This window comes from Serratia sp. 3ACOL1 (genome assembly GCF_003668775.1).
In the GTDB taxonomy this organism is placed as follows: domain Bacteria; phylum Pseudomonadota; class Gammaproteobacteria; order Enterobacterales; family Enterobacteriaceae; genus Chania; species Chania fonticola.
In genome coordinates this window covers 5,704,385-5,728,893 of record NZ_CP033055.1, presented here as the reverse complement: position 1 = coordinate 5,728,893, position 24,509 = coordinate 5,704,385, and the positions used below count along the sequence as shown (strand labels likewise).

Below are 24,509 nucleotides of genomic sequence, written 5' to 3'. Positions count from 1 at the left end.
TTTTGCCCTTCAATCTAGCTTTGGATATGCCCCGGCAATCTGGTCGCCGGTGAAATGGGCCACCCAACCTTCCGGATTATCAAAGACGCGGATGGCGGTGAAGTTGGGGGCCGAGCCCATATCAAACCAGTGGCGAGTATTGGCTGGCACCGAGATCAGATCGTTTTTCTCGCACAGGATTTGGAAGATTTTGCCTTCCAGATGCAGGCAAAACAGCCCCGCCCCTTCGACAAAGAAGCGCACCTCATCCTCGCCATGAGTATGCTCGGCCAGGAATTTTTCCCGCAGCACTTCACGCTGGGCGTTGTCCGGACGCATGCTGATCACATCCCAGCTCTGGTAGCCCTTTTCCGCCACCAGCCGGTCGATCTCATGCTGATAGGCGGCAATCACCGCTTCTGGCTGCGGGCTCTCGCCCAACTCGCGATCGGCCTGCCAACGCTCAAAACGTACGCCAATCTGCGCCAACTGCTGCTGGATAGCCTGCGCATCCTGGCTCTGCCATAACGGCTGCTGCGGCTCTTTATCGCTAAAAATGGTCAATCCACTCATTAGACAAACTCCCCTAATTGGATGTGATCAAAACGGTTAACCTGCCGGTGCTGGCTTTGCGGATCGGCGGCATCACGGCTCAGTTGGCAGGTATGCCAGCCCGCTAGCCGAGCCGCGTCCAACTCCTGATGGATATCGGAAAGGAACAGCAGCTCAGTTGGCGCCAGACCGATGGCTTGGGCGATATTGTGGTATGACGCGCTTTCACGCTTGGCCCCTACTTGCGTATCAAAGTAACCACTGAACAGCGGTTGTAGATCTCCCGCATCGCTGTAACCAAACAGCAGCTTTTGCGCTTCAACCGAGCCGGAGGAATAGACGAACAGTTTCAATCCTTGCTGCTGCCAAGCGGCCAGCTGTTCGGCCACCTCCGGATAGATATGCCCCTGAAAATCGCCGTTTTGATAGCCGCTGCGCCAGATAATGCCCTGCAAAGCCTTCAACGCGGTCGATTTGCGATCTTCATCCATAAAGCGATAAAGGGTGGTAATAAGCAGCTCATTATCGGCGTCCGGCTGCGCGATCTCTGCACGCAATGCCGCCAGCGGAGCCGCAACTTCGGCGTCGTTGGCATGGCGGCGGATAAACTCCCCCAGCCGCTCACGGGCATAGGGGAACAGCACCTGATGCACAAAGCGGATATCGCTGGTGGTGCCTTCAATATCGGTGACGATGGCGCGGATCATTTGGCCTCCAGTAAACGGCGTTGCAGTTCGCACTGGAACAGGAATTCCAGCCCTTCAAGATGGCGGCGCGCTTCCTCCACCTGTTTGCCCCAGCAATACAAGCCGTGGCCGCGCACCAGAAAACCGTACTGCAAGGGCGTTACCTCGGCAAATGCGGCCACACGCGCAGCCAGCGCCGGAATATCCTGGTCGTTATCAAAAATGGGGATGCTGACGCTGTCGAGGTGGCTCTTCTGCCCGCTGAGGGATTTCTGCATTTCATACCCTTGCAGCACCAGCGCTTCACTTTTCTCCACGCGGGAAAGCACCGTGGCATTGACCGAATGGGTATGCAGGATGGCACCGACGGTGGGATAAAGGCGGTAGATCAGCGTGTGCAGGCCGGTTTCCGCCGAAGGCGTACGGCTGCTGGGGACATGGTTGTTTGCCGTTTCCACCAGCAATAAATCCTGTTCACTCAGGCTACCCTTGTCTTTGCCGGACTCGGTCACCAGGCAATGTTGGGTATCAAGGCGCAGCGACATATTGCCGCCGGTCGCCGGGCACCAGCCTTTTTCACCGATCCAGTGGCAGGCGGCCAATAGGGCTGGTAGTTGCGGGTTTACTGTCATTCCGTCTTGTTTCCTGATGGATACGGACGTCTAAACGTCTTGATTGCTAAACATTAACATCGTGCTATATTATTCGCAACATACGCGCCAGGAGAAATAGCCGGATATGAGTACCGCACCTGTCCCAGCCAGCAAGTTACCCGACCTCGGCACCACCATTTTTACCCAGATGAGCGCTCTGGCGCAGCAGCATCAGGCGATCAACCTGTCGCAGGGCTTCCCGGATTTTGATGGCCCGGAGTATTTAAAACAGCGCCTGAGCTGGCACGTCAGCCAGGGGGCAAACCAATACGCACCGATGACGGGCGCAGCGCCGCTGCGTGAGGCCATTGCGGAAAAAACTGCTCAGCTCTACGGCTGGCAGCCCGATGCCAATAGTGAAGTGACCGTCACTGCGGGTGCAACCGAAGCGTTGTTCGCTGCGATCAGCGCCCTGGTTCGCTCCGGCGATGAAGTGATTTGCTTCGACCCAAGCTACGACAGCTATGCCCCGGCGGTACAGCTTTCCGGCGGCGTTCTGCAGCGCATTGCCCTGCAACCACCCGCCTTCAAGGTGGATTGGCAACGGTTTGCCGAACAGCTTTCACCGCGTACGCGGCTGGTGATCCTCAACACTCCGCAGAACCCCTCCGCCACGGCCTGGTCGGCAGAGGATATGCAGCAGCTATGGGCCGCCATCGCCGATCGGGAAATCTATATCCTGAGCGATGAGGTTTACGAGCATATCTGCTTTGCCAAAGGGGGTCACGCCAGCGTGTTGGCCCATCCGCAACTGCGTCAGCGGGCGATCGCCGTTTCCTCGTTTGGCAAAACCTTCCATATGACCGGCTGGAAAGTGGGTTATTGCGTGGCCCCGGCAGCGTTAAGCGCCGAGGTGCGCAAGGTTCACCAGTATCTGACGTTCTCGGTCAACACCCCTGCCCAGTTAGCCTTGGCCGATATGCTACGCAATGAGCCAGAACACTGGCAGCAGCTACCCGCGTTCTACCGAGCCAAACGCGATCGATTTGTGCAGGCGCTAGCTAACAGCAGGCTGGAAATTCTGCCCTGTGAAGGCACTTACTTCTTACTGGCCGATTACAGCGCCATTTCCGATCTGGATGACGTCGCCTTCTGCCATTGGCTGACCGAGCACGCTGGCGTGGCGGCGATCCCGCTGTCCGTTTTCTGTGCCGACCCTTTCCCTCATAAACTGATCCGGCTGTGCTTTGCAAAGCAAGATGCCACGCTGGATGCCGCTGCGGAGCGCCTATGTCGACTCTAAAAATTACCCTGTTGCAGCAACCGCTGGTCTGGCGCCAAGGTGAGGCCAACCTGCGCCAGTTCGATGCCTTGTTGCCCTCAATTACCGGCCGCGATCTGATTGTACTGCCGGAAATGTTTACTACCGGCTTTGCTATGGATGCCGGGGAAAGCGCGTTGCCAGAACAACAGGTGATTGACTGGTTACATACCTGGGCGGTGAAAACCAACGCCTTGGTGGGTGGCAGCGTAGCGTTGAAAACTGCCGAAGGGGCGGTTAACCGTTTCCTACTGGTGGAGCCCGGCGGCAAGGTGCATGGCTATGATAAACGCCATCTGTTCCGCATGGCCGGTGAACACCAGCATTATCAGGCTGGGAAACAGCGCACCATTTTCGAATGGCGCGGCTGGCGTATCCTGCCGCAGATCTGTTATGACCTGCGCTTCCCGGTGTGGTCACGCTATCAGCAGGATTACGATCTGGCCCTGTATGTGGCCAACTGGCCAGCTGCACGCAGCATGCATTGGCAAACGCTGCTGGCGGCACGGGCGATTGAAAACCAGATTTACGTGGCGGGGTGCAACCGCGTGGGCGAGGACGGTAATGGCCTGAATTACAGCGGTGACAGCCTGATTATCAGCCCGCAGGGGGAACGGTTGGCCAGCGCAGAAGCGGGCCAGGCGGCGAGGCTGGATGCCGAGCTTTCGCTGGAAACGCTACAAACCTACCGCGCCGCGTTCCCGGCCTGGCGTGATGCAGATGGCTTCCAGCTGCGCGATTGAGTCGATACCCTTGTATGTTTAAAGGCACTTTAAACATACAAGGGGTCAGTTATATCCAAGACCCGGCAGTAAGCCTGGATCGCTAGCGCCACGTCGCCCGCTGTGACGGCCTCATCGGGATGATGACTGATACCGCCCTCGCAACGGACAAACAGCATCCCCACCGGCCAACGGGCAGCGATAGCAATGGCATCATGCCCCGCGCCGCTAGGCAGCATTAGGCAATTCTCTTGCACCTGCATTACCGCGTCATGCCAGCGCTGCTGCCACTGAGGGTCACAAGCGGTGGCCGGTATGCGGTAGAACTCCTCGCTGTCGAAGCCGACTCCGCGACGCGCGCCAATGCTCTGCGCCTGTGCCAGTAATTCGGCCAGTAACGCGTCTAGCAATTCATCTTGCGGGCCACGAACGTCGAGGGATAACCTGACCTGCCCAGGGATCACATTAACAGCCCCCGGCAAGCTTTCGATCTGACCGACCGTGGCGACCACATGCGGATCGTATTCCATGGTGAGCCGCTCAACCGTGACCATCCATTCAGCGGCCGCAGTCAGCGCATCCCGGCGCTGCCCCATCGGCACGGTCCCTGCATGACCAGCATGTCCGGTAAAGGTGCAATTGAGGCGGCGGGCACCGTTAATCGCCGTGACCACTCCCAGAGCCAGACCAGCAGCTTCCAGACAAGGCCCCTGTTCAATATGCAGTTCAAGATAGGCGCAGATCGAGTCTTGTGCACGCTCGGCAGAACTCACCGCCGCAGGATCAAGGCCCACGTCACGCATAGCCTCAGCCACGCTGATGCCCTCAGCATCGGTACATGCCAGCCAATCCTCTGCCCACTGCCCGGTGATCCCTTTACTGCCGAGCAAGGTAATGCCAAAACGCGTGCCCTCTTCGTCGGCAAAACCGATCACCTCGATCGCCTGCGGCAAACGCCAATTGCGGCTATGCAATAAGGCGACAACCTCGAGCGCGGTCAAGACCCCCAACATGCCATCGTAGCGCCCCGCGTTGCGCACCGTATCCAGATGAGAGCCCAGCAGCAGCGCCGGTGCGGCCGGTTGCAGCCCTTCATAACGCCCGCAGATATTGCCCACGCCGTCTTGCCAGACCGCCATCCCCAGCTCGCGCATCCAATTCCCTACCAGCTGGTTGGCGCGTAAATGTTCTGGGGAGAGATAAACCCGCGTCAGTTGGCCTGGCGTGCTGCTGATTGCCGCCAGTTCGTCGCAGCGAGCCATCACTCTGGCCGCGGCTCGTTCCGCTTCCAGAGGGGTCAGCAACATTGCCATCAGTTCTGCTCGGCGTCGTAAACGTTCCATGCTGCCTGCATAGCTTCCCCATGCGGGCTAACAAAACCGAGACGGTTGAGTACCGCTTCCAGCGCGGCCAACGTTTGCAGCACGCAGTCTTTGCGCGCGTTATACCCCATGGTGCCAATGCGCCAGATCTTGCCCTGCAACGGGCCAAACGAGGTGCCGATTTCGATGGCGAAGTCATTGAGCATCATCTGGCGTACCTGCTCGCCATGGATGCCCTGCGGGATCACCACGCCCAGCACGTTGTTCATCTTGTTGGCGATATCACCGAAGACCTCCAGCCCCATCCCCTGGATCCCGGCCAACATCGCCGCACCATTCAATTTATGACGGGCAATAGCCTTATCCAGCCCTTCCTCCAGGATCACCCGGGCGCATTCACGCGCGGCAAACAACATGCTGGTGGCTTCCGTATGGTGGTTCAGGCGCTCCGGCCCCCAGTAATCCATGATCATGCCGAGATCGAAATAGTTGGAGTAGATCATCTCGTCGTCACCGTCTGCGTGATCGACGGTACGGATCCCCTCTTCAACGCACTTACGGCGGCGTACGATCTCTTCAAACTGCGGGCTAAGGGTGATTGGAGAACTGCCGGAAGGGCCACCGAGGCATTTTTGCAGCCCAGCGGATACCGCATCCAAACCCCAGGCATCGGTTTCCAACTCGTTACCCGCGAACGAGGCGGTAGCATCGGTATAGAACAGGACGCCGTGACGGCGGCAGATGTCCCCCAATTCAGCCAGCGGTTGCAGCATGGTGGTGGAGGTATCTCCTTGCACCGTCAGCAATAGGCGTGGCCGTACTTTCTTGATCGCATCCTCGATCCGATCGGGACTGAATACCTCCCCCCAAGGCGCTTCGATGGTGTGCACTTCGGCACGGCAGCGGCGGGCGATTTCACACAACAGATGGCCAAAACGGCCAAATACCGGCACCAGCACTTTATCGCCAGGCCGAATCGCAGAGACCAGCATTGCCTCGATACCAGCACGCGAAGTCCCGTCTATCAGCATTGTCCAGCGGTTCTGCGTGCGGAACAGAGCGCGATACAGCTCCATCACCTGATTCATATAGCCGGTCATGGCCGGATCGTATTGGCCAATCAACTGGCTGGACATGGCACGCAGCACGCGCGGATCGGCATTGATCGGCCCTGGGCCCATCAGTAGGCGGTGCGGAGGATTGATTTGATCGAATTGGTTGATAGCTAGCATGTTCATTCCTTGTCAACTTAATAACTTAGCCTGGAGATTGCTACGTCAGCGACCGGCCGGTTTTTTGTTATTGCTAGATTATCGCCAAGCGAGAAAGTATGAAACAAAAGATTCTTAAATTATTTACCTGCAACTAATGAATCAATCGGGCGCAGCATGCAGCTGCTAAAGAATCATGTAGGGGCGCCGTATACTGCGCCCGCTCAGATAACCCATGCTTCAGCGCTGCTCCAACTCCTCCAGATCGCTGAACAAATTGGCGACCTGATGAATACGTTGCCGCCCTTGCGACAACCTGTCATGCAGCAACGCATTGCTCAGCAGGCTCGCCAGGCTCATGGCGCTGGAGTAGCTGTCAAACGCCGAGACGCTATCGAGCGGCGTCATCAAATGCCAGCTAGCCAACGGGATCAACGCCTGGGCCTGCGGTTCGCAGATCAATAACGTTGGCACCTGCTTGATCTGCAACTGTTGCAATATCTCTCGCACCAGACGTGGACGGCGGCGAAACGCCACTACCACCACCATGTCCTGTGGCCCCAGATCCACCAGATCTTCGGCCAAGGTTTGGCCCGGCTGCGGTATTAACAAAACCTGCTCACGTACCTGCATCAGTTGCTGGCGCAAATGCATCGCGACGGGATAACTGTTGCGCATTCCCAACAGCAGCAGCCGCCGGGATTGCCCCATGGCCGCGATCACCGCGCCAAACTGTGCCGCATCAATCTGCTGCACCCAGTGGGTCAGATTGGCCATTTCCTGCTGGTAATGGCGGGCTAGTAAGGTGTTGCCCTGCACCGCGTCACGGCTGTCGGTCAATGGCATACCGCTTTGGCGTAGGGTGCGCAACTCGTCACGCATTGCGCGATAGCTGGCATAACCCAGGCGTTTGAACAAACGGCTGACCGTGGCCTTGGACACCCCACTCAGACGCGCCAACTCGGTGCTGTTATAGCTAATCAGGTCGTCAAAGTGATCGAAGATAAAGTCGGCCACCCGCTGCTCTTGAGGGGCCAATTGCGGGTATTCGCTGCGCAGGCGTTCATCAATCTGTTTCATCGCTACTCCCGCTGTAACTTTTGTTTCAGCGGAACATAGCACAGCAGCCAAAGCGGCTGCCAGCGTTGAAATTTGAACGACCATGCATGTTCAAAAACTAGACAACAACTGTTTGAGCGATTTATTGTAGGGAATGAATTTGCCTCTCACGACTTAGGACGACTTATGGCGGTGATAACCCCGATCAAAGTTGATGATGACCCCAGACAACGCTTGCATTTGGATCTGTTACAAGCACGGGAAACCTACCAAACCGAAGGTAACTTTCTGACAATTGAAGAAGCTGATTACTGGCTGGCTAAATTGGAGAATGGTGAGGACACAGAGATCCCGCTTTGATGGCATAGGCTATAAGATAACGGTGTTTAAACCGCGACACATTAAGCCTGAAGCAGGTGGGAGTCATGCAGGTTAACCGACCGTTGAGCGCATGGATGCGCGATTCGAGCCCCCAGGGACGGGTTCACGGCGTGTCGGTGATCTGCATGACTTCCACCTGTAGCGCTATTAGACACAGCAATTTAGTAAGCTCAGAAACTTAGCACCAGTACGCCATAAAGTTCACCGTGGAACGGTCCAGATCGCGTTCGCCAATCAGGTAACGGCGCAACGTTTTAACCACCGAAGACTCAGCAGCCACCCAGGCGTAAAAGGTCTTAGCCCCTTCAGCACGCTCCCACAGCAAATCCCCGCCGAGGCTGTTTTCAGCCAGAGACTGCGCTTCAGCACGTGCCGAGGTCGGGATGTTAACCCTCTGGCGCACCGCCTCCACCAGCAGCGTGCCATGCAATTGCTGATGCCCAACGTCACGTGGCAACCAGTAAACCTCGGCAAACGGAAAGTGCGCCATATCGAGGCAGTCCCCCGCTACCGGTACTTCGAAGAAAGCCTGAACACGCGGCGGGTTTACCTGCTGCGCCAACTGCTCGAGGATACCCATCGCCGCTGGCAGTGCCGTTTCATCGGCGATCAGCAGCGCCTGCCGGGTTTGCACCGGAGGGGCCCACTCATAGCCGCCGCTGTCCTCTGCAAAATCGGCATTCGGCGCTACAGCCTGGAGTTTATCTCCCGCAACGGTATGCGTTGCCCAGGCAGAGGCCGGGCCATTAATGCCATGGAGCACAAACTCCACATCCATTTCATTCTCAGCAGCGCGCAGTGCCCGCAACGTGTAGGTACGCATCACGGGCCGTTGCTCCTTCGGTATCGCCATGTAGTTACGGTACCAATCGTCGCTATTCGCCAACTGCGGGTTCTGCCCTTCCGCTACCGGGAACAACAGCTTGATCCGTTGATCCGGGGCTTCCAGCTTCATGCGCTGTACCTCTGGGCCGGTAAACACGCAGCGCAGCAGCGAGGGGGAAACATTTTCCTTGTGCTTCAAGGTAAGATCAAAGATGCGATAGCTTGCGGACATATCACTGACTCTCCCGCGCAATGTCTGCCATTCGATGCTGGCACCAGAGCCAGCTGCTAATGCCGCCCAACAGGACGGCGGCTACCAGTGCCGCCGCAACCAACTGCGACTCACCGTAAAATTTACTCACCACCGGAACCATCAGCGCGCTCGCGCCGTAGCCCAGCGTATGGCTGGTGGCGATAGCTCCCGCCCCTTTGCCGGTAGATAACCTATCGTTCAGCATCAGTTGATAGCCCGGCGTCGCCATCGCGGCTCCAAACGAAGCCAGCGCACAGCCGAGATAAAACAGCGCCAGCGGAGCGGTACACATCAACCCCAAGCCAGCGATCATCAACCAAGCGGCAACCATCAGTAGCTGCGGCGGAGTAAGACGCTGCGGTCGCACCACCAAAAACTGTGCCAACAGCGTGCAACCCGCTGCCACGCTGAGCAATACCGCCACATGGTGGCTAACGGTCGTCGCCGAATGGCTAAACAGTTGCTGCAAATGCGGAGCCAAGCCCAACTGCATCAGGCTGACACAGCCCGCCAGCAGCAACGCACACAATAAATAGGGCATCATCGTCAGCCGCAGGCGGTTTTGCTGATGCGCCACGGCTGGCAGTGGCGGATCGTTATGCTGGCGACAGATCACCAGTAACGCGATCAGCGGCGCAATCGCCATCAACCACAGCGGAGCCATCGGGTGCAGAGACAGCGCCAGGGCCGCACACAGCGGACCAAGCAACCGGCCACAACTGAGGCCGGAACTGATAGTGGCCAACGCCGCCATACGTTGTTCATACCCAGCGCGTTGCAGCGCCCAAGTCTGGCTGGCTGGCACCATGCCCGATACTGTCAAGCCGTAGATAATGCGCGCCACGATCAAGCCACCCAACCCAGCCATTTCAGGCAGCCAGCCAGCAGCCAGCCCCCACACGGCCAACGCCAATAACGCAAAGCTGAGCAGGTAACCCGCCAGGGCCATAACCACCACGTATTTACAGCCGCGAATTTCTGCCTGCCGCCCCCACCAGGGAGAGCCGACCAGAAACAGCATCGATCCCAGCGTTAGCAATCCTGCCCAAACCGACAGCGAGAGCTGGGTCAGGCTGACCAACACGGGTAATGCGACCAGCAAACCATTTTGCCCAATGCCCAATAGCCCGGCACAAAATGCCAGCGGCCAGTTTGAAGGAGAATCATTACCAATTGCAACGATTTTTGAACCCGGAAATAAGCGCATTAAGTAAAATAACCGTTAAAAAAATGATGTTTTTGTGTGTGATTAATCAAAAAATTGTATCATGCAGTGATTGATAATAATAAGAACTATTGATATAAGAATCATTCTCAATCGCTCCAGAGTGACAAGGGTCATGACCATCCAGTTAGCAAGCGCAGCAACCGATGTGGCTGCGCAATGTTTCCTCAACGCGCTAATGCGTGAAACCCGGGACTGGCACATCGTGCCGGCAACCCATAGCCAACAACCTCAGCTACATCTCCCACTTTCGGATAGCCAGTTCATTCGCATTCCATTACGGCATATCTCGCCAACCCAACATCATCAATATCAGTTCCCCGCCTGCCTGAATGGCAACGGTGAAGCGCTAAGTTTTGAGCGGTTGGTTACGTTGTTGCTGGCCAAACCGGCGATAAAAGGCCAACTGAGTGAGGAGGTTTTGGCACGCTTTCGCCAGCGAGTGCTGGAAAGTCATGACAATACCCAACAGGCGATCGCCATCCGGCTGGACTGGCCAAAGCTACGTGACCAGCCGCTGAATTTTGCCCAGGCGGAACAAGGGTTATTAGCTGGCCATGCCTTCCACCCGGCTCCGAAATCCCATGAGCCCTTCGATCAGCAGCAGGCACAGCGCTACCTGCCAGATTTTGCTGGCAGCTTCCCCCTGCGCTGGTTTGCAGTAGATAAGCGCAACCTGTGTGGCGACAGCCTGGACCTGACGTTACAGCAGCGCCTGCAACGCTTTACCGCAGAAAGCGCGCCGCAGCTGCTAGGCCATTTTACCGATGACGTCTGGCTGCTGCCGATGCATCCATGGCAGGCCGATTATCTGCTGGCACAAAGCTGGTGCCGCGAATTGGTCGAGCAGCACAAGCTGTGCGATCTGGGTGAGGCCGGTGAACGTTGGCTGCCAACCAGCTCTTCACGTTCGCTGTATCACGCGGGCAGCCGCGACATGATCAAGTTCTCCCTCAGCGTACGGCTAACCAACTCGGTGCGTACCCTGTCGGTCAAAGAAGTGAAGCGCGGTATGCGTCTGGCTCGACTGGCACAGACCTCCCGCTGGCAGGAACTGCAAGCTCGTTACCCAACGATGCGCGTGATGCAGGAAGATGGTTGGGCCGGATTACGTTCCGCAGACGGCAGAATCCAGGAAGAAAGCCTGATGGCGCTGCGCGATAACCTGCTGTTCGGTCAGGCGCAGAACCAAACCAACGTGTTGGTTACCCTGACACAGGCCGCGCCAGACGGTGGTGATAGCCTGTTAGCCGCGGCAGTTCGTCGCCTGGCTGCCCGCCTGAACTTGCCGTTGCAACAAGCAGCCCATTGCTGGCTGGACGCTTACTGCCAGCAGGTGCTGCTACCCCTGTTCAGCGCCGAAGCCGACTACGGCCTGGTGTTGCTGGCCCATCAGCAAAACATTCTGGTGGAAATGCAGCAGGACTTGCCGGTGGGCATGCTGTACCGCGATTGCCAGGGCAGCGGCTTTACCCGCGATGCCACGCCTTGGTTGGATGAAATCGGCGAAGCCGAAGCGGAGAATCGCTTTAGCGAGCAGCAGCTGTTGCGCTACTTCCCCTACTACTTGCTGGTGAATTCTACGTTGGCCGTGACCGCCGCAATGGCGGCAGCAGGGTTCGACAGTGAAGAGAGCCTGATGAGACGAGTACGGGATGCATTAACCACGCTGCGTAACACGGCGAAAAATACCCGTTGCCTGGACTATGTGCTCGACAGCCAACATTGGAACTGCAAGGGCAACTTCTTCTGCTATCTGCACGATCACAATGAGAACACCATTGTCGATCCGGCGGTGATCTACTTTGATTTCACCAATCCGCTGCGCGTGGAGGCCGCTCAATGATGCCCGTTGCCAAGATTGTTCACGCCACCAGCGGATTCCGTTGCGAACTGCTGGGGAAAAACCTGTCCCTTAGCCTGGGATTGGACGGCAGCGCTGAGTTGCATTATCCAGGCTCACTGCCAGCAGGCTGGTTGATCCAGGCATTGGATCAGTTGCTGATCGCAGCTCCACAGCTGAGCGGCATTGCTCTTCCCTATGCCGAATGGCGTGAGGAGCCACAGGCTCTGGCACTGTTCGCCCAAGCCAGCGGTGATTACCTAGCCCGTGAAACCTTCTATCAGTTGCCGCTGTGGCTGATTGCCGAACGCCATAGCGCTGGCGGCCAGATGCAATACGATGCCGAGCGCGAACTGTGGTTCCCGCAGCGCCCTGCCCGGCCCAGCGGTGAGGTGTATCGCCGCTACGATCCGCAAATCAAACGTAGCTTGAGTTTCCGTTTACCTGAAGTCGAGCGCGACGCCGAGCAGTTCACCCGTTGGATGAATTCCCCCCGCGTTGACGCCTTCTGGGAAATGAGTGGTCCGCTCGAGGTTCAGGCCGCCTATTTACAGCGCCAGCTTGATTCCAGCTATTGCTACCCGCTGCTGGGCTGCTTTGACGACCAGCCGTTTGGCTATTTCGAAGTTTACTGGGCGCCCGAAGATCGCATTGGCCGCCACTATCGCTGGCAGCCGTTCGATCGTGGCCTGCACATGCTGGTCGGCGAAGAGGACTGGCGTGGTGCGCAGTACATCCGCAGTTGGCTACGTGGCCTGACCCACTATTTATACCTGGATGACCCCCGCACCACTCGCGTCGTGGCCGAGCCGCGTGCAGATAATCAGCGGCTGTTCCGCCATCTCCCCACCGCTAGCTACCAAACGCTGAAAGAGTTTGATTTCCCCCATAAACGCTCACGGCTGATCATGAACCAGCGTGATGACTTCTTCCGCGAGGGACAGGTATGAGCCGCCACGATTACGCTGATTGGCAACGCGTTAACCTGCAGATGATCGCCAAAATCCTGGCGGAACTGGAGTACGAGCGCACCTTGCAGGCCGAGGAACACGGCGGCCAATGGCAAATAGCCCTCGGTGACGCGACTTACAGCTTTAACGCCAAACGCGGGATCTGGGGTTGGTTGCACATCGATGCCAACAGCCTGAGCTGCGATCGCCTGCCGCTGGCCGCCGATCAAACGCTGCGGCATCTGGCGCAGGTGCTGAAGATGGACGACGCACAGATCGCCGAACATTTGGAAGATCTGTACGCCACCCTACGCGGTGACATGCAGTTACTCACCGCTCGCCACGGGATGAGCGCCAACGATCTGATTGCGCTGGATGCCGACGCGCTGCAATGCCTGTTGGCAGGCCACCCGAAGTTCGTCTTCAACAAGGGGCGCCGTGGCTGGGGGCTGACTGCACTGCAACAGTATGCGCCAGAATATCAGGGCCAGTTCCAGCTGCACTGGGTGGCAGCTAAACGCAGCAGCTTTGTCTGGTGCATTGACGAGGACTTCCCGCTAGAAAACTTGCTCAACAGCGCGATGGACAGCGGGGAACGCCAACGCTTTGACCGCCGTTGGCACGACCTGAAGTTGGACAACGACTGGCTGCCGGTGCCTTTGCACCCATGGCAATGGCAGCAAAAAATTGCGCTGCATTTCCTGCCACAACTGGCCAGCGGTGAACTGGTTGAGCTGGGCGAGTTTGGCGATCGCTATCTGGCTCAGCAGTCCCTGCGCACGTTGACCAATACCAGCCGCCGGGTGCCCTTCGATATCAAGCTGCCGTTGACCATTTACAACACCTCCTGCTATCGCGGCATTCCGGGCAAGTACATCAGCGCCGGGCCTGCGGCTTCACGCTGGTTACAGCAGATTTTCGCCAGCGACAGCACTTTGCAGGCCAGCGGCGCCCAGATCCTGGGTGAACCGGCGGCGGGCTACCTGGCCCATCCAACCTACGGCGCGCTGCCCAAGGCTCCCTACCGTTATCAGGAAATGCTCGGGGTGATCTGGCGTGAAAACCCGTCCTGTTATATGCAACCGGACGAGCAGGCGATCCTGATGGCAACGCTGATGGAAACCGACAATCAGGGTGAACCGCTGATCGCCGCCTACATCGCCCGTTCCGGCCTGAGCGCAGAGGCGTGGCTGGCGCAGATGTTCCAGGCGGTGGTGCTACCGATGTACCACCTGATGTGCTGCTACGGGGTGGCACTGATCGCCCATGGCCAGAACATCACGCTGGTGATGAAAGACCATGTGCCGCAACGGGTGCTGCTAAAAGATTTCCAGGGCGATATGCGCCTGGTGGATCAGGACTTCCCACAGGCCGCGTCACTGCCACAGGTGGTAAAAGACGTAACGGTGCGCCTGCCTGCCGACTATCTGATCCATGACCTGCAAACCGGGCATTTCGTCACCGTGCTGCGTTTCATTTCGCCGCTGATGAGCGGCTGCGGCATAAGCGAACCGCGTTTCTATCAAGTGCTGGCACAGATGCTGGAGCGCTATATGGCGCAGCATCCGCAGTTGGCCGACCGCTTTGCCCTGTTCGACCTTTTCAAGCCACAGATTATTCGCGTGGTACTCAACCCGGTGAAACTCACCTATTCAGAGCAGGATGGCGGCAGCCGCATGTTGCCGAACTACCTGCAAGATCTGGATAACCCTCTTTATTTGGTCTCCAAGGAGTTTGCCCAATGAATCAGCCTCTGGATTTCATCGGCATCGGCGTCGGCCCATTCAATCTGAGCATTGCCGCACTTGGCAGTGAGGTTACCGGCTTTAACAGCAAGTTTTTCGAACGCAAACCGCACTTCTCCTGGCACCCGGGCATGATGGTGCCGGACTGCCATATGCAGACCAGTTTCCTCAAGGATCTGGTCAGCGCGGTTTCGCCGACCAACCCGTACAGCTTTCTCAACTACCTGGTGAAAAGGAAGAAGTTCTACCGTTTCCTGACCACCGAGCAGCGCACGGTCTCCCGCGAAGAGTTCGCCGACTATCTCGACTGGGCGGCTAACGGGCTGGATACGCTTGAGTTCAGCCAAGACATCCGCAGCGTGGATTTTGACGACCAGCAACGCCAATTTGTTGTCACCACCCAGCGTGATGTCTACCGTGCGCGCCATATCTGCTTAGGGATAGGCAAACGCCCCAAGCTGCCGGACTGCGTCAGCGAACAAAACGATCGCTGCTTCCATGCCAGCGAAATGAGCCTGCGTAACCCGGACCTTACCGGCAAGCGCGTCACCGTAATCGGCGGCGGCCAAAGCGGTGCCGATCTGTTTTTGAATATTTTCCGCGCCGAGTGGGGCCAGCCCAAGCAGTTGAACTGGATCTCGCGCCGCAACAATTACAACGCGCTGGACGAAGCCGCCTTCGCCAATGAGTACTTCACGCCGGAATACGTAGAAAGCTTCTACACTCTGAGCGACAGCGCCAAACAGCGCATGCTCACCGAGCAGAAAATGACGTCGGACGGCATCACCAGCGGATCGCTGCTGGCGATTTACCAGGCGATGTATCACCGCTTTGAAGTATTACGCGAAAAGCCTTGGGCCCACCTGCTGCCTAGCCGCTCATTGGCCGCGATGCACGCATCCGGCAATGGCTATCAACTGGTCACCCATCACCACCTCGATCAGGGCAAGGAAACCTTCGACTGCGACGTGGTGATCTTCGCCACCGGCTATCAGCAAGACCGCCCGGCGTTTCTCGCACCATTGGCCAATCGCCTGCTGACTACGGCGAACGATGAGTATCGCATTACCCCTGACTTCACCCTGGAATGGCAGGGTCCGAGCGAAAACTGTCTGTTTGCCGTCAATGCCGGCATGCACAGTCATGGCATTGCCGAACCCCAGCTCAGCCTGATGGCTTGGCGTTCGGCCCGTATTCTCAACCGGGCATTAGGACGCGACCAGTTCGACTTAACGTCCACCCCGGCGGTGATCCAATGGCGTAGCCAGCAGGCAGCGGTAACCGCCCAAGCTGCACACGACGCCATCTTTAACTTTAACTAACCATGGAAACGTTTGAACAATAATGAAACGCAGACACCTCTGGGTACTAAACCCTTGCCTGTTAGCAATGCTCGCACCAACGGCCTGGGCAGAAGAACAAAAAAATGATGACCAACTGGTGGTTTCCGCCAGCCGCTCTCATCGCAGCGTAGCGGAAATGGCCCAGACCACCTGGGTGATCGAAGGCCAGGAAATTGAGCAGCAGGTGCAGGGCGGTAAAGAGATCAAGGATGTGCTGTCGCAGCTGATCCCGGGCATGGACGTCAGCAGCCAAGGCCGTACCAACTACGGCATGAACCTGCGTGGCCGCTCAATGATGGTGATGATCGACGGCGTACGCTTGAACTCATCGCGCAGCGACAGCCGCCAGCTAGATTCGATCGATCCGTTCAACATCGCCCATATTGAGGTGATTTCCGGGGCTACCTCGCTGTACGGCGGCGGCAGCACCGGTGGCCTGGTCAACATCGTGACCAAGAAGGGCCAGGAGGAAAAACAGGTTGAGCTGCAGCTTGGCGGTAAAACCGGCTTTAACAGCAGCAGCGATCACGACGAAAACGTGTCGGCAGCGGTCAGCGGCGGCACCGATAAAGCCTCCGGGCGCCTGTCGGTTTCCTATCAGCGTTACGGCGGCTGGTATGACGGCAAAGGCGACGAGGTGCTGATCGACAACACCCAAACCGGCCTGCAATATTCCGATCGTATCGACCTGATGGGCACCGGCACCATCAACATCGACGATCACCAGCAGCTGCAACTGACCACGCAATATTTCAACAGCGAGTCAGACGGTAAGCACGGCCTGTATCTGGGGCAAAACTTCTCGGCGGTGACCGGTAACGGGCAGGCCTACAACAGCGGTAATCTGGATTCGGATCGCATTCCAGGCACCGAACGCCATTTGATCAACCTGCAATACTCCAACACCGATTTCTGGGGCCAGGATCTGGTGGCACAGGTTTATTATCGTGATGAATCGCTGACTTTCTATCCGTTCCCAACCCTGAGCGGCGGCAAGGTAACTAGCATCGGCGCCTCACAACAGAAAACCGATTTCTACGGCGGTAAGCTGACCCTGAACAGCAAACCGATCGACAGCCTGACGCTGACCTACGGCTTCGATGCCGATCATGAAAGCTTCAATGCCAACCAGCAGTTCTTCAATCTGGCACTGGCCCAGCAGTCTGGCGGGATGACGCTGCAAAATGCCTACAACGTCGGCCGCTACCCGAGCTATACCACCACCAACCTGGCACCGTTCATGCAGGCCAGCTACGACATCGATCCGATGTTTACCCTGAGCGGCGGCGTGCGCTACCAGTACACCGAGAACAAGGTGGATGATTTCGTTGGCTACGCACAGCAACAAGGGATCGCCAACGGTCTGGCGACCTCTGCCGATGCCGTGCCGGGTGGTAAAACCGACTACAACAACGCGCTGTTCAATGCCGGTTTGCTGGCCCATCTGACAGAACGCCAACAGACCTGGTTCAACTTCTCACAAGGGTTTGAGATCCCGGATCTGGCCAAATATTACGGCTCCGGCACCTATAAGCTGGTGAACGGCCACTATCAGCTGCAAAAAAGCGTCAACGTCAATGACTCCAAGCTGGACGGCATCAAGGTTGACTCCTACGAGCTGGGCTGGCGCTACAATGGCGACAACCTGCGTACCCAGCTTGCGGCCTACTATTCCCTGTCAGACAAGACCATCACCATCAACAAGACCGATATGACCATCAGCATGAACACTGATAAGCGTCGGATTTACGGGATGGAAGGCGCGGTGGACTACTTCTTCGACGACAGCGAATGGAGCACCGGTGCCACCTTCAACCTGATCAAGTCGGAAACCAAGACCGATGGCAAATGGGAAAAGTTGACCGTCGACACCGCCAGCCCGTCGAAAGCCACCGCCTACGTTAACTGGGCACCGGGTGACTGGACGGTTCGCGTGCAGTCGCAGCAGACCTTCGACGTTTCCGACAGCCAGGGCCGCAAGCTCGACGGCTATAACACCATTGACGTCCTCAGCAGCTATGCCCTGCCGGTGGGCAAGGTCAGCTTCAGCGTAGAGAACCTGTTGGACAAAGACTACACCACCGTGTGGGGCCAACGGGCGCCAATCCTGTATAGCCCAACCTACGGCGCGCCGGAGTTATACAGCTATAAAGGCCGTGGCCGTACCTTTGGTTTGAACTACTCAGTGCTGTTCTAAGACCTCTCCGATGTCACCAGGCCGAATTCCTCTATTCGGCCTGCTTTTCATCCGCACAAGGGATGCGAGCCCCACCAACACCAAAATCATAAATAAAAAAACACAGATATGTTTAATATCTATACACACCTGTTATTATTGCGATTTATCCTACTTGCGAACGACGAAAATAAAATATAAGATAAAAAGTCATTAAGATTCCTCCGAATAGAAAACATGTCAGATCGCAGACTATTTCAACCTTAACTTCACTCACGCGATTTTTAAAAGAAAAAACAAAAAACAAAGACTATAACGCTCCCAAAACAGCATATTATGCTTATGCATTAAATTCCCTACAGTAATGATATTAAATATCAAAATCCAGCCAAATAATCGACAAAAACAAACGAAAATATCAAAAAAACGCCAACAACAAGATTTAAACTCTTTTTATTTCGGTTATTTTTTTATTTTTATGAATTGACATTAACTCTTCAGGCAATAATATATAAAGCCAATGTATGGGAATGACAGTTCCGATTGATGAAGTCAGAGCCAGACAGTTTTAGCAGCGGATGCGGCGGAGTTGATAATGGATGATACGATTCAAATTAAATATGTAGCAGCCCCCATCACCAAGACGAGTGAGAGCGGATTATTGCTTTTTGGCTATATTATCAATGATGAGTATCAGGTAGATATCAAATCGAGTTCGGTAATCAAACTCTATAATACGATAGAGTACCCCCATCAGGGTGAGGAACGATTTACCAACTATCTAAGACTGCGTGAAACGATGCTGCGGTTGCTGACTTATCTATTGGCACACGCCAGCTGTGGCTATGTTTCCAACCAGGAGTTACTGGTGCAGGTTTGGGAGAATTATAACCTCTCCTCCTCAACCACAAGATTGACCCAAGTTATTTCCGAACTTAAAGCAAGGCTAAGTAAAATTGGTATCGCCGATGACTTTATTAAAAGTTCGAGAGGAAAAGGATATACCTTACGTGGAGCCCATGTGACTCCACTATATATAAAAAAAATATGATTTGATTGTTTATTACCGCCATAAAAGGGAACAGTATTTTCACTGCCATAGTGAAATGACGGCTCTGATGTTACTCCATGTAACGCTCAGAGTATTTTAAGGATAATTAACAAGGAACATATGCAATGAAAAAAACCACATTAGTAATGGCTCTCTCACTGGCTATCGGCGGCTTCGCTGCGCTTCCGGCTTCCGCCGCTATCACCGTAGCGGGTGGTAATATCAATTTCACCGGTGAAGTCACTGACGCAACCTGCCTGATCAACGATCAGACGCCAAATGGTGCTGTTGATCTGAACGTGCCTTTAGAGACGGTCAGCGCCAGTGAGTTAAGCTTTGCCGGTGCCACGGCCAAGCCTGCACCATTTACCATCAAACTGGGTGGCCCTACTGATTTAAACTGCACCAACGGTAAGATTGCTTCAGTGTATTTTGAACCAACTAGCCCGGCTATCGATAATGCGACTGGTTGGTTGAAAAATACTTCAGCCACCAATCCAGCGACAAATGTTCAGGTACAAATCCTGAATGGCGAAACCAACAGCCCGATCAACCTGGTTTCCGGCAATAACAACCATGCGCCAAAAACCATCGCCAATCAAACTGCCGAATATACCTACTTTGGCCAGTATGTTGCTGTTGGTGGCGCGGCGGGCCCGGGCCAAGTTGCCTCTACGGTTAAATACAGCATCGTTTATCAATAAAACCTGATTGAATAGGTTATGGCCCTGTTACCACAGGGCCATATTTGCCACGTCTTTACTGACGAGATTGTTATGTGCTTGATTAAAAAATATTGGCTACTGCTATCGCTGCTGTTGAGCGGATTTTTTTCCACCTCTTTACATGCTGGTATCGTCATATCGGGTACGCGCGTGATCTACCCAAGTGATGCCAAAGAAGTCACGCTGAAACTGGAAAATAAAAGCCGTTTCCCGCTATTGGTTCAATCTTGGATAGATGCCGGCGATGCGAATTCAGCTCCTGAAGACAGCGATGTTCCTTTTATGATCATGCCACCGGTTTCACGAGTTGAACCCGCCAAGGCGCAAACCTTGCGTATTACCTCAACGCCTTTGGTAAGTCACGCCACCGACCGCGAGACGCTATATTGGATCAACGTGCTTGAAGTCCCTCCCCAGTCGAAAGGGGATCAGAATTACCTCTCCATCGCCTATCGCAACCGCCTGAAGGTATTTTACCGCCCCTCAACGTTGCCAGGGCTGTCACTGGAAACCCTGGATAAGGTGAGCTGGCAACGGCAAGGGGAAAAACTGCTCGCTAAAAACCCCACGCCATACCATATCAGCTATGCCTCCGTGCAGTTATCTGGTTATGGCATCGCCTCGGTAGCCGGCACAGATGGCGGCATGATCGCCCCCTTCTCTGAGCAAACCTTTCAACTAAAACGCGATAACAAGGTCATTGCGGTGCCGCCAAATAGCGTAATCACCAAGGCGATTAATGACTACGGGGCTTTTATTGAAAAAACATACCCGTTAGGCCGCTGACATAACCCTTTTTCAGAGTATTGGCTTATCTGAGTCATCAAGGACGCTATGACTAGGTGTAAACCGACAATAAAAACCGTGCTGAAGTGGTTTCTTTCATGTGCCATGGTTTCGGCCACTTCCAGCTATGCGGCAGACACGCCGGAAGAAGTGACATTCGACCCCAGTTTTTTCCCTGGCGGTAAGGTAGGAACATTTGATCCGGCCCAATTCAGCCGCAGTAACGTCGTTGTTCCTGGCATCTACACCGTGGCGATCGAGCTTAACGGCCAACGGATCGGCAATGAAAAAATCCAGTTTAAGGCCCAGCCGGGCAATAACCTGCAAACCCTTCCCTGCTATCCGGGCAGTTTCTTTTCGTTGCTCAATTTGAGCGCAGAGAAACTGTTGGCTCAGATCCCTGCCGTGCAATTGGCGCCATTAGTGCAAGAGGGCTATTGCGGTTCACTCAGTGAACTCCTGCCCGGGACGACCGTCAGTTTTGATGTCGGCGAGCAAAAGCTGACGTTGACGATACCGCAGTTGTTGCTCAACAGGATACCGCGTGGCTATGTCAATCCCGAGCTGTGGGAGGATGGCTTAACCGCCTTGATAGTGAACTACAACGCCAACGTTTATCAGTCAAGACAGCGGGAAAACAGCAACACCTACGGCTATCTCGGGCTGCGTAACGGTCTGAATTTCGGCCCTTGGCGCGTGCGAAATAACGGCAGCATCAATTGGTCCTCGGGAGAGAGTGGCGGGGATTACACAAGCACATCTTCCTATATCAGCCGCGATGTTACCGCGCTGCAATCTCAATTGATCCTGGGTGACGCCTTTACCAGTGGCGAACTGTTTGACGGCATACGTTTCCGAGGGGTCAGACTTTATTCTGATGACCGCATGCTACCTGACGCTCTACGTGGCTACGCCCCCGTAGTTCGTGGCATAGCCAATACCAACGCCAGAGTGATCATTACTCAGAATGGTTACACGCTCTATACCACGACGGTATCTCCGGGGCCTTTCGAGATTAACGATCTCTACCCCACCAGCTATGGAGGGGAATTGACCGTACAAGTAGAAGAGGCCAATGGCCAAGTCAGAACCTTCACGGTTCCTTATGCTTCAGTGACTCAAATGTTGCGGCCAGGAATAAGCCGCTACGAAGTGGCTGCGGGTAAAGTGAATAGTGATGGGTTGGCAAACAAGCCTGAGTTTGGCAGCCTGACCTACCAGTTGGGCCTGAGTAATTTCATCACCGGCTACACCGGCGCTACCGCCAGCAAAGGGTACCTTTCGGCCTTATTGGGTGGTGCCATGAACACGTTTATCGGCGCACTTTCATTGGATGTTACACAAGCGAAAACCCGGTTGCCCGGCCAGCATCCGCGTTCAGGACAAAGCTATCGTATCGGCTTCAGCCAGATGTATCCAGAAACACAAACCAGCTTCTCAGTAGCCGCTTATCGTTACTCAACCGACGGTTTCCTGAGCTTAAATGACGCTGTGCAGCTGCGCGATCTGGCACTGCGTAATGGAAATATCGATGCCTATGGCCGTCAACGCAGCCTGTTTACGCTTTCGGTCAACCAGCAACTGGGAGAAGGCTGGGGAAGCCTGTATGCCACCGGCAATTATACCTCTTACTGGAACCAGAGCAGTTCACAACAGAGCCTGCAGCTAGGCTATAGCAACTTCTGGCGCAATCTCAGCTATACCCTTTCGGTTAACCGAACGCTAAGCGGGCAACTCACAGGAAATACAGAAGAGACAACGGCGGATCGGCGGGAAACCCAATACGCGTTGACGCTCTCGTTACCGCTAGGCTCGAACCTCCATGCGCCAACGCTCAATGCTACCGGCACTACCGACGACAAGGGGAGCACTGGCCTGATTGGCCTGTCGGGCAATGCGGGTGAACAGAATCAGTTTAACTATGTCGTCAGCACCAGTCGTAATACTGAAGGCAATAGCAACTTTTTCAACGGTGGCGTTGGCTACCGCTCATCCTTTGCCCATATGGGCGCAAATTATAGTTATGGGCAGGGAAACCGGCAGGTTTCAGCAAGCATGGATGGTGCTCTGGTAGCCCACCGTGGCGGTATCACTTTAGGGCAATCACTTGGCGAAACAGGCGGTCTGGTACGGGCACCTGGTGCTGAAGGCGCTCTCGTCACCGGCGCTCCCGGCGTTCAGATCGACCGTTTTGGCTATGCCATCGTCCCTTACCTGCGGCCCTACTATCTCAATCAGGTCGATATCGATCCCAAGGGCAGTTCACAGGACGTGGAGTTGCTGTCTACCCGCAATACCACCGCCCCCCGCGCCGGGGCATTGGCCCTGCTTGATTATGAAACCAAACGCGGCAAGGTGACCTACATCAGAGCCAAGCGACCGGACGGTAGCCCACTGCCCTTCGCTGCCAACGTCTATGATGCACAGAACAACGCCGTGGGGGTTGTCGGCCAGGCCAGCCTGGTGGTGGCGCGCGATCTCGACCTGAAAGGCGTGTTGCAGGTGAGATGGGGGGATAGCCAGGCAGAGCATTGCAGCATCCATTATTCGCTGCAGCCAGGCACCTCTGTAGACAGCAGGCAATTGATTCAAGGAGTCTGCCAATGACGAAGTGCCCACACACAATGAGAAACAACATGAAAAGACTATTCGCCTCAGCAACGGCGATATCACTGATGTTCTGCGGCGGCCTGTATGCGCAGAATGCGCTCGCAGCAAGTGCGGGTTGTGATTGGGATAGCTCCTCCGCAGTCAAAGCTCCGCTTGATACCCGATTGACCATCGGCGGCTATGTTACCGTGGGAGAGGACCTTCCCATCGGCAGTGTCATCTATTCCCAACGTATCCAGACTAATGGCAACGGTGCCAGTCTGCTGTGCCGTGCGGGGGTTTATGATCTGGTTAACACCGTAATCAGCGCCCCCCATGGCCAATCCAGTTACCGTGACGCGACGTTTCCCACCGTGTTCAATACCAATATTTCTGGCGTCGGGGTAGCCCTGTGGCAAGGTACCCCCGATGGTAACAGCGGCTCCCATCTACAGCTCCCTGGTAGGCTTACTGCTTTCTTTTCACCCAGCAGCGAAAGCGTTTTCAACTTTACCGGCCAAGACGATGCCGCAGTCAGTTTTAATATTGCAATGATTAAAATCGCCGCCAACATCGGCAGCGGAACTATTAGCAGTAGCGATCTCCCCAGGTTCAAAACCTCATTCGACGGCAATGGTGAAAGTTTTGTCTATCAACAAGCGAGGATAGTGGGCAACCTGACGGCGATCCCGGCGACCTGCAACGTTGGCAACAATTATTACCTGCCGCTCGGGGAGCACTATCCTGATGAGTTCAACGGTATCGGCAGCACGGCAGGCAGCGCCGAGACCCAGATTGTTCTGTCGGGTTGCCCTGCCTTCTACGGTTCAACCTCTTACGGCGTGTTCAAGCCCAACGTTATCAGCCTCAAGCTGACACCGCGTAACGGATTTATTGATGCCGAACGCGGGATCTCGAAACTGAATACCACCGCCGGTGACGCAGCCTCAGGGGTAGGTGTCCAACTGAGTTTCAGGCAGGAAAACGGCAACTACCAATGGGCCAAATTCAACCAGAGCATCAATCTGGCAAATTACATTACCTTCCTTGAAGACCGCGGCAGCGATTACAGCCTGGGCGTCAAGGCGACTTATGTTCAAACCTCAACCCCTATCCGGGCGGGCAGGGCTGATGCCCAAATAGAGTTTATGATCACTTACCAATAACCGGGA

The 24,509-nt window shown here is 55.5% G+C and carries 21 protein-coding genes; 13 read left to right on the top strand and 8 right to left on the bottom strand.

All coding sequences use genetic code 11. From position 1 onward, the window contains the following. Window positions 1-9: 9 nt before the first annotated feature. From D9980_RS25945 to D9980_RS25935, 3 genes are read right to left on the bottom strand one after another with little or no spacing between them, the layout of a single operon-like run. On the bottom strand, window positions 10-552 hold the full coding sequence (locus D9980_RS25945; protein ID WP_121608850.1) for an acireductone dioxygenase: 543 nt from the start codon (window positions 550-552) through the stop codon (window positions 10-12). After that, window positions 552-1,238 carry an acireductone synthase gene (gene mtnC / locus D9980_RS25940; RefSeq protein WP_121608849.1) on the bottom strand — a complete coding sequence of 229 codons (687 nt, stop codon included), beginning with the start codon at window positions 1,236-1,238 and terminating at the stop codon, window positions 552-554. Before mtnC ends, D9980_RS25945 begins: the two co-directional genes overlap by 1 nt. Further along, window positions 1,235-1,849 carry a methylthioribulose 1-phosphate dehydratase gene (locus tag D9980_RS25935; RefSeq protein WP_121608848.1) on the bottom strand — a complete coding sequence of 205 codons (615 nt, stop codon included), beginning with the start codon at window positions 1,847-1,849 and terminating at the stop codon, window positions 1,235-1,237. Before D9980_RS25935 ends, mtnC begins: the two co-directional genes overlap by 4 nt. A 106-nt stretch (window positions 1,850-1,955) precedes the next feature. Between D9980_RS25935 and D9980_RS25930 the strand changes: the two genes are divergently transcribed. Together D9980_RS25930 and D9980_RS25925 are read left to right on the top strand one after the other, a co-directional pair. Next, entirely contained in the window at window positions 1,956-3,113 is a 1,158-nt protein-coding gene (locus tag D9980_RS25930) for a pyridoxal phosphate-dependent aminotransferase (protein ID WP_121608847.1), read from the top strand. Then, window positions 3,101-3,874 carry an amidohydrolase gene (locus tag D9980_RS25925; protein ID WP_121608846.1) on the top strand — a complete coding sequence of 258 codons (774 nt, stop codon included), beginning with the start codon at window positions 3,101-3,103 and terminating at the stop codon, window positions 3,872-3,874. The genes D9980_RS25930 and D9980_RS25925 overlap by 13 nt, the downstream gene beginning before the upstream one ends. Window positions 3,875-3,903: 29 nt before the next feature. Here the strand turns inward: D9980_RS25925 and hpxK are convergent, their stop codons facing one another. The 3 genes from hpxK to D9980_RS25910 form a co-directional block, all read right to left on the bottom strand. Beyond that, window positions 3,904-5,166: an allantoate amidohydrolase gene (hpxK, locus tag D9980_RS25920; protein WP_121608845.1), complete on the bottom strand. Its 1,263-nt coding sequence runs from the start codon at window positions 5,164-5,166 to the stop codon at window positions 3,904-3,906. Next, a complete protein-coding gene (locus D9980_RS25915) occupies window positions 5,166-6,407 on the bottom strand; it encodes an alanine--glyoxylate aminotransferase family protein (protein WP_121608844.1) in 1,242 nt (413 codons plus the stop codon). The genes hpxK and D9980_RS25915 overlap by 1 nt, the downstream gene beginning before the upstream one ends. Window positions 6,408-6,626: 219 nt before the next feature. After that, window positions 6,627-7,466, bottom strand: coding sequence for a MurR/RpiR family transcriptional regulator (locus tag D9980_RS25910; protein ID WP_121608843.1), 840 nt, complete (start codon window positions 7,464-7,466; stop codon window positions 6,627-6,629). Window positions 7,467-7,631: 165 nt separating this feature from the next. Here D9980_RS25910 and D9980_RS25905 point away from each other — a divergent pair, with 165 nt between their 5' ends. Next, window positions 7,632-7,805, top strand: a complete 174-nt coding sequence (locus tag D9980_RS25905) for a transcriptional regulator (RefSeq protein ID WP_121608842.1) — start codon at window positions 7,632-7,634, stop codon at window positions 7,803-7,805. Window positions 7,806-8,004: 199 nt separating this feature from the next. Here the strand turns inward: D9980_RS25905 and D9980_RS25900 are convergent, their stop codons facing one another. After that, window positions 8,005-8,883 (bottom strand): siderophore-interacting protein, encoded by an 879-nt coding sequence (locus tag D9980_RS25900; protein ID WP_121608841.1) that lies wholly within the window; start codon window positions 8,881-8,883, stop codon window positions 8,005-8,007. Window position 8,884: 1 nt separating this feature from the next. Beyond that, the gene (locus D9980_RS25895; RefSeq protein WP_121608840.1) at window positions 8,885-10,111 is read right to left on the bottom strand and encodes an MFS transporter; all 1,227 of its coding nucleotides are present in this window, start codon (window positions 10,109-10,111) and stop codon (window positions 8,885-8,887) included. A 133-nt stretch (window positions 10,112-10,244) separates the two neighbouring features. Here D9980_RS25895 and D9980_RS25890 point away from each other — a divergent pair, with 133 nt between their 5' ends. From D9980_RS25890 to D9980_RS25845, 10 genes are all read left to right on the top strand, one after another. Further along, window positions 10,245-11,975, top strand: coding sequence for an IucA/IucC family siderophore biosynthesis protein (locus tag D9980_RS25890; RefSeq protein WP_121608839.1), 1,731 nt, complete (start codon window positions 10,245-10,247; stop codon window positions 11,973-11,975). After that, window positions 11,972-12,922, top strand: coding sequence for a GNAT family N-acetyltransferase (locus D9980_RS25885; RefSeq protein WP_121608838.1), 951 nt, complete (start codon window positions 11,972-11,974; stop codon window positions 12,920-12,922). The genes D9980_RS25890 and D9980_RS25885 overlap by 4 nt, the downstream gene beginning before the upstream one ends. Then, window positions 12,919-14,667: an IucA/IucC family siderophore biosynthesis protein gene (iucC, locus tag D9980_RS25880; protein WP_121608837.1), complete on the top strand. Its 1,749-nt coding sequence runs from the start codon at window positions 12,919-12,921 to the stop codon at window positions 14,665-14,667. The genes D9980_RS25885 and iucC overlap by 4 nt, the downstream gene beginning before the upstream one ends. Beyond that, window positions 14,664-15,989, top strand: a complete 1,326-nt coding sequence (locus D9980_RS25875; protein ID WP_121608836.1) for a lysine N(6)-hydroxylase/L-ornithine N(5)-oxygenase family protein — start codon at window positions 14,664-14,666, stop codon at window positions 15,987-15,989. The genes iucC and D9980_RS25875 overlap by 4 nt, the downstream gene beginning before the upstream one ends. A 22-nt stretch (window positions 15,990-16,011) precedes the next feature. After that, a complete protein-coding gene (locus D9980_RS25870) occupies window positions 16,012-18,207 on the top strand; it encodes a TonB-dependent siderophore receptor (RefSeq protein WP_024483624.1) in 2,196 nt (731 codons plus the stop codon). 574 nt (window positions 18,208-18,781) lie between these two features. Further along, a complete protein-coding gene (locus D9980_RS25865; RefSeq protein WP_121608835.1) occupies window positions 18,782-19,237 on the top strand; it encodes a helix-turn-helix domain-containing protein in 456 nt (151 codons plus the stop codon). Between the two features lie 125 nt (window positions 19,238-19,362). Next, window positions 19,363-19,941 (top strand): fimbrial protein, encoded by a 579-nt coding sequence (locus D9980_RS25860; RefSeq protein WP_121608834.1) that lies wholly within the window; start codon window positions 19,363-19,365, stop codon window positions 19,939-19,941. A gap of 72 nt (window positions 19,942-20,013) precedes the next feature. Then, window positions 20,014-20,748 (top strand): molecular chaperone, encoded by a 735-nt coding sequence (locus D9980_RS25855; RefSeq protein WP_162304335.1) that lies wholly within the window; start codon window positions 20,014-20,016, stop codon window positions 20,746-20,748. A 48-nt stretch (window positions 20,749-20,796) separates the two neighbouring features. Next, the gene (locus D9980_RS25850; protein WP_121608832.1) at window positions 20,797-23,355 is read left to right on the top strand and encodes a fimbria/pilus outer membrane usher protein; all 2,559 of its coding nucleotides are present in this window, start codon (window positions 20,797-20,799) and stop codon (window positions 23,353-23,355) included. Window positions 23,356-23,384: 29 nt separating this feature from the next. Continuing rightward, window positions 23,385-24,503 (top strand): fimbrial protein, encoded by a 1,119-nt coding sequence (locus D9980_RS25845; protein WP_162304334.1) that lies wholly within the window; start codon window positions 23,385-23,387, stop codon window positions 24,501-24,503. Window positions 24,504-24,509: the final 6 nt, after the last annotated feature.

Coding starts and splice junctions, on each gene's coding strand:
- D9980_RS25930 (WP_121608847.1), top strand. CDS start 1,956: ATGAGTACCGCACCTGTCCCAGCCAGCAAGTTACCCGACCTCGGCACC.
- hpxK (WP_121608845.1), bottom strand. CDS start 5,166: ATGGCAATGTTGCTGACCCCTCTGGAAGCGGAACGAGCCGCGGCCAGA.
- D9980_RS25895 (WP_121608840.1), bottom strand. CDS start 10,111: ATGCGCTTATTTCCGGGTTCAAAAATCGTTGCAATTGGTAATGATTCT.
- D9980_RS25860 (WP_121608834.1), top strand. CDS start 19,363: ATGAAAAAAACCACATTAGTAATGGCTCTCTCACTGGCTATCGGCGGC.
- D9980_RS25850 (WP_121608832.1), top strand. CDS start 20,797: ATGACTAGGTGTAAACCGACAATAAAAACCGTGCTGAAGTGGTTTCTT.
- D9980_RS25915 (WP_121608844.1), bottom strand. CDS start 6,407: ATGCTAGCTATCAACCAATTCGATCAAATCAATCCTCCGCACCGCCTA.
- D9980_RS25905 (WP_121608842.1), top strand. CDS start 7,632: ATGGCGGTGATAACCCCGATCAAAGTTGATGATGACCCCAGACAACGC.
- D9980_RS25925 (WP_121608846.1), top strand. CDS start 3,101: ATGTCGACTCTAAAAATTACCCTGTTGCAGCAACCGCTGGTCTGGCGC.
- mtnC (WP_121608849.1), bottom strand. CDS start 1,238: ATGATCCGCGCCATCGTCACCGATATTGAAGGCACCACCAGCGATATC.
- D9980_RS25910 (WP_121608843.1), bottom strand. CDS start 7,466: ATGAAACAGATTGATGAACGCCTGCGCAGCGAATACCCGCAATTGGCC.
- D9980_RS25845 (WP_162304334.1), top strand. CDS start 23,385: ATGAAAAGACTATTCGCCTCAGCAACGGCGATATCACTGATGTTCTGC.
- D9980_RS25890 (WP_121608839.1), top strand. CDS start 10,245: ATGACCATCCAGTTAGCAAGCGCAGCAACCGATGTGGCTGCGCAATGT.
- D9980_RS25870 (WP_024483624.1), top strand. CDS start 16,012: ATGAAACGCAGACACCTCTGGGTACTAAACCCTTGCCTGTTAGCAATG.
- D9980_RS25945 (WP_121608850.1), bottom strand. CDS start 552: ATGAGTGGATTGACCATTTTTAGCGATAAAGAGCCGCAGCAGCCGTTA.
- D9980_RS25875 (WP_121608836.1), top strand. CDS start 14,664: ATGAATCAGCCTCTGGATTTCATCGGCATCGGCGTCGGCCCATTCAAT.
- iucC (WP_121608837.1), top strand. CDS start 12,919: ATGAGCCGCCACGATTACGCTGATTGGCAACGCGTTAACCTGCAGATG.
- D9980_RS25865 (WP_121608835.1), top strand. CDS start 18,782: ATGGATGATACGATTCAAATTAAATATGTAGCAGCCCCCATCACCAAG.
- D9980_RS25855 (WP_162304335.1), top strand. CDS start 20,014: ATGTGCTTGATTAAAAAATATTGGCTACTGCTATCGCTGCTGTTGAGC.
- D9980_RS25900 (WP_121608841.1), bottom strand. CDS start 8,883: ATGTCCGCAAGCTATCGCATCTTTGATCTTACCTTGAAGCACAAGGAA.
- D9980_RS25935 (WP_121608848.1), bottom strand. CDS start 1,849: ATGACAGTAAACCCGCAACTACCAGCCCTATTGGCCGCCTGCCACTGG.
- D9980_RS25885 (WP_121608838.1), top strand. CDS start 11,972: ATGATGCCCGTTGCCAAGATTGTTCACGCCACCAGCGGATTCCGTTGC.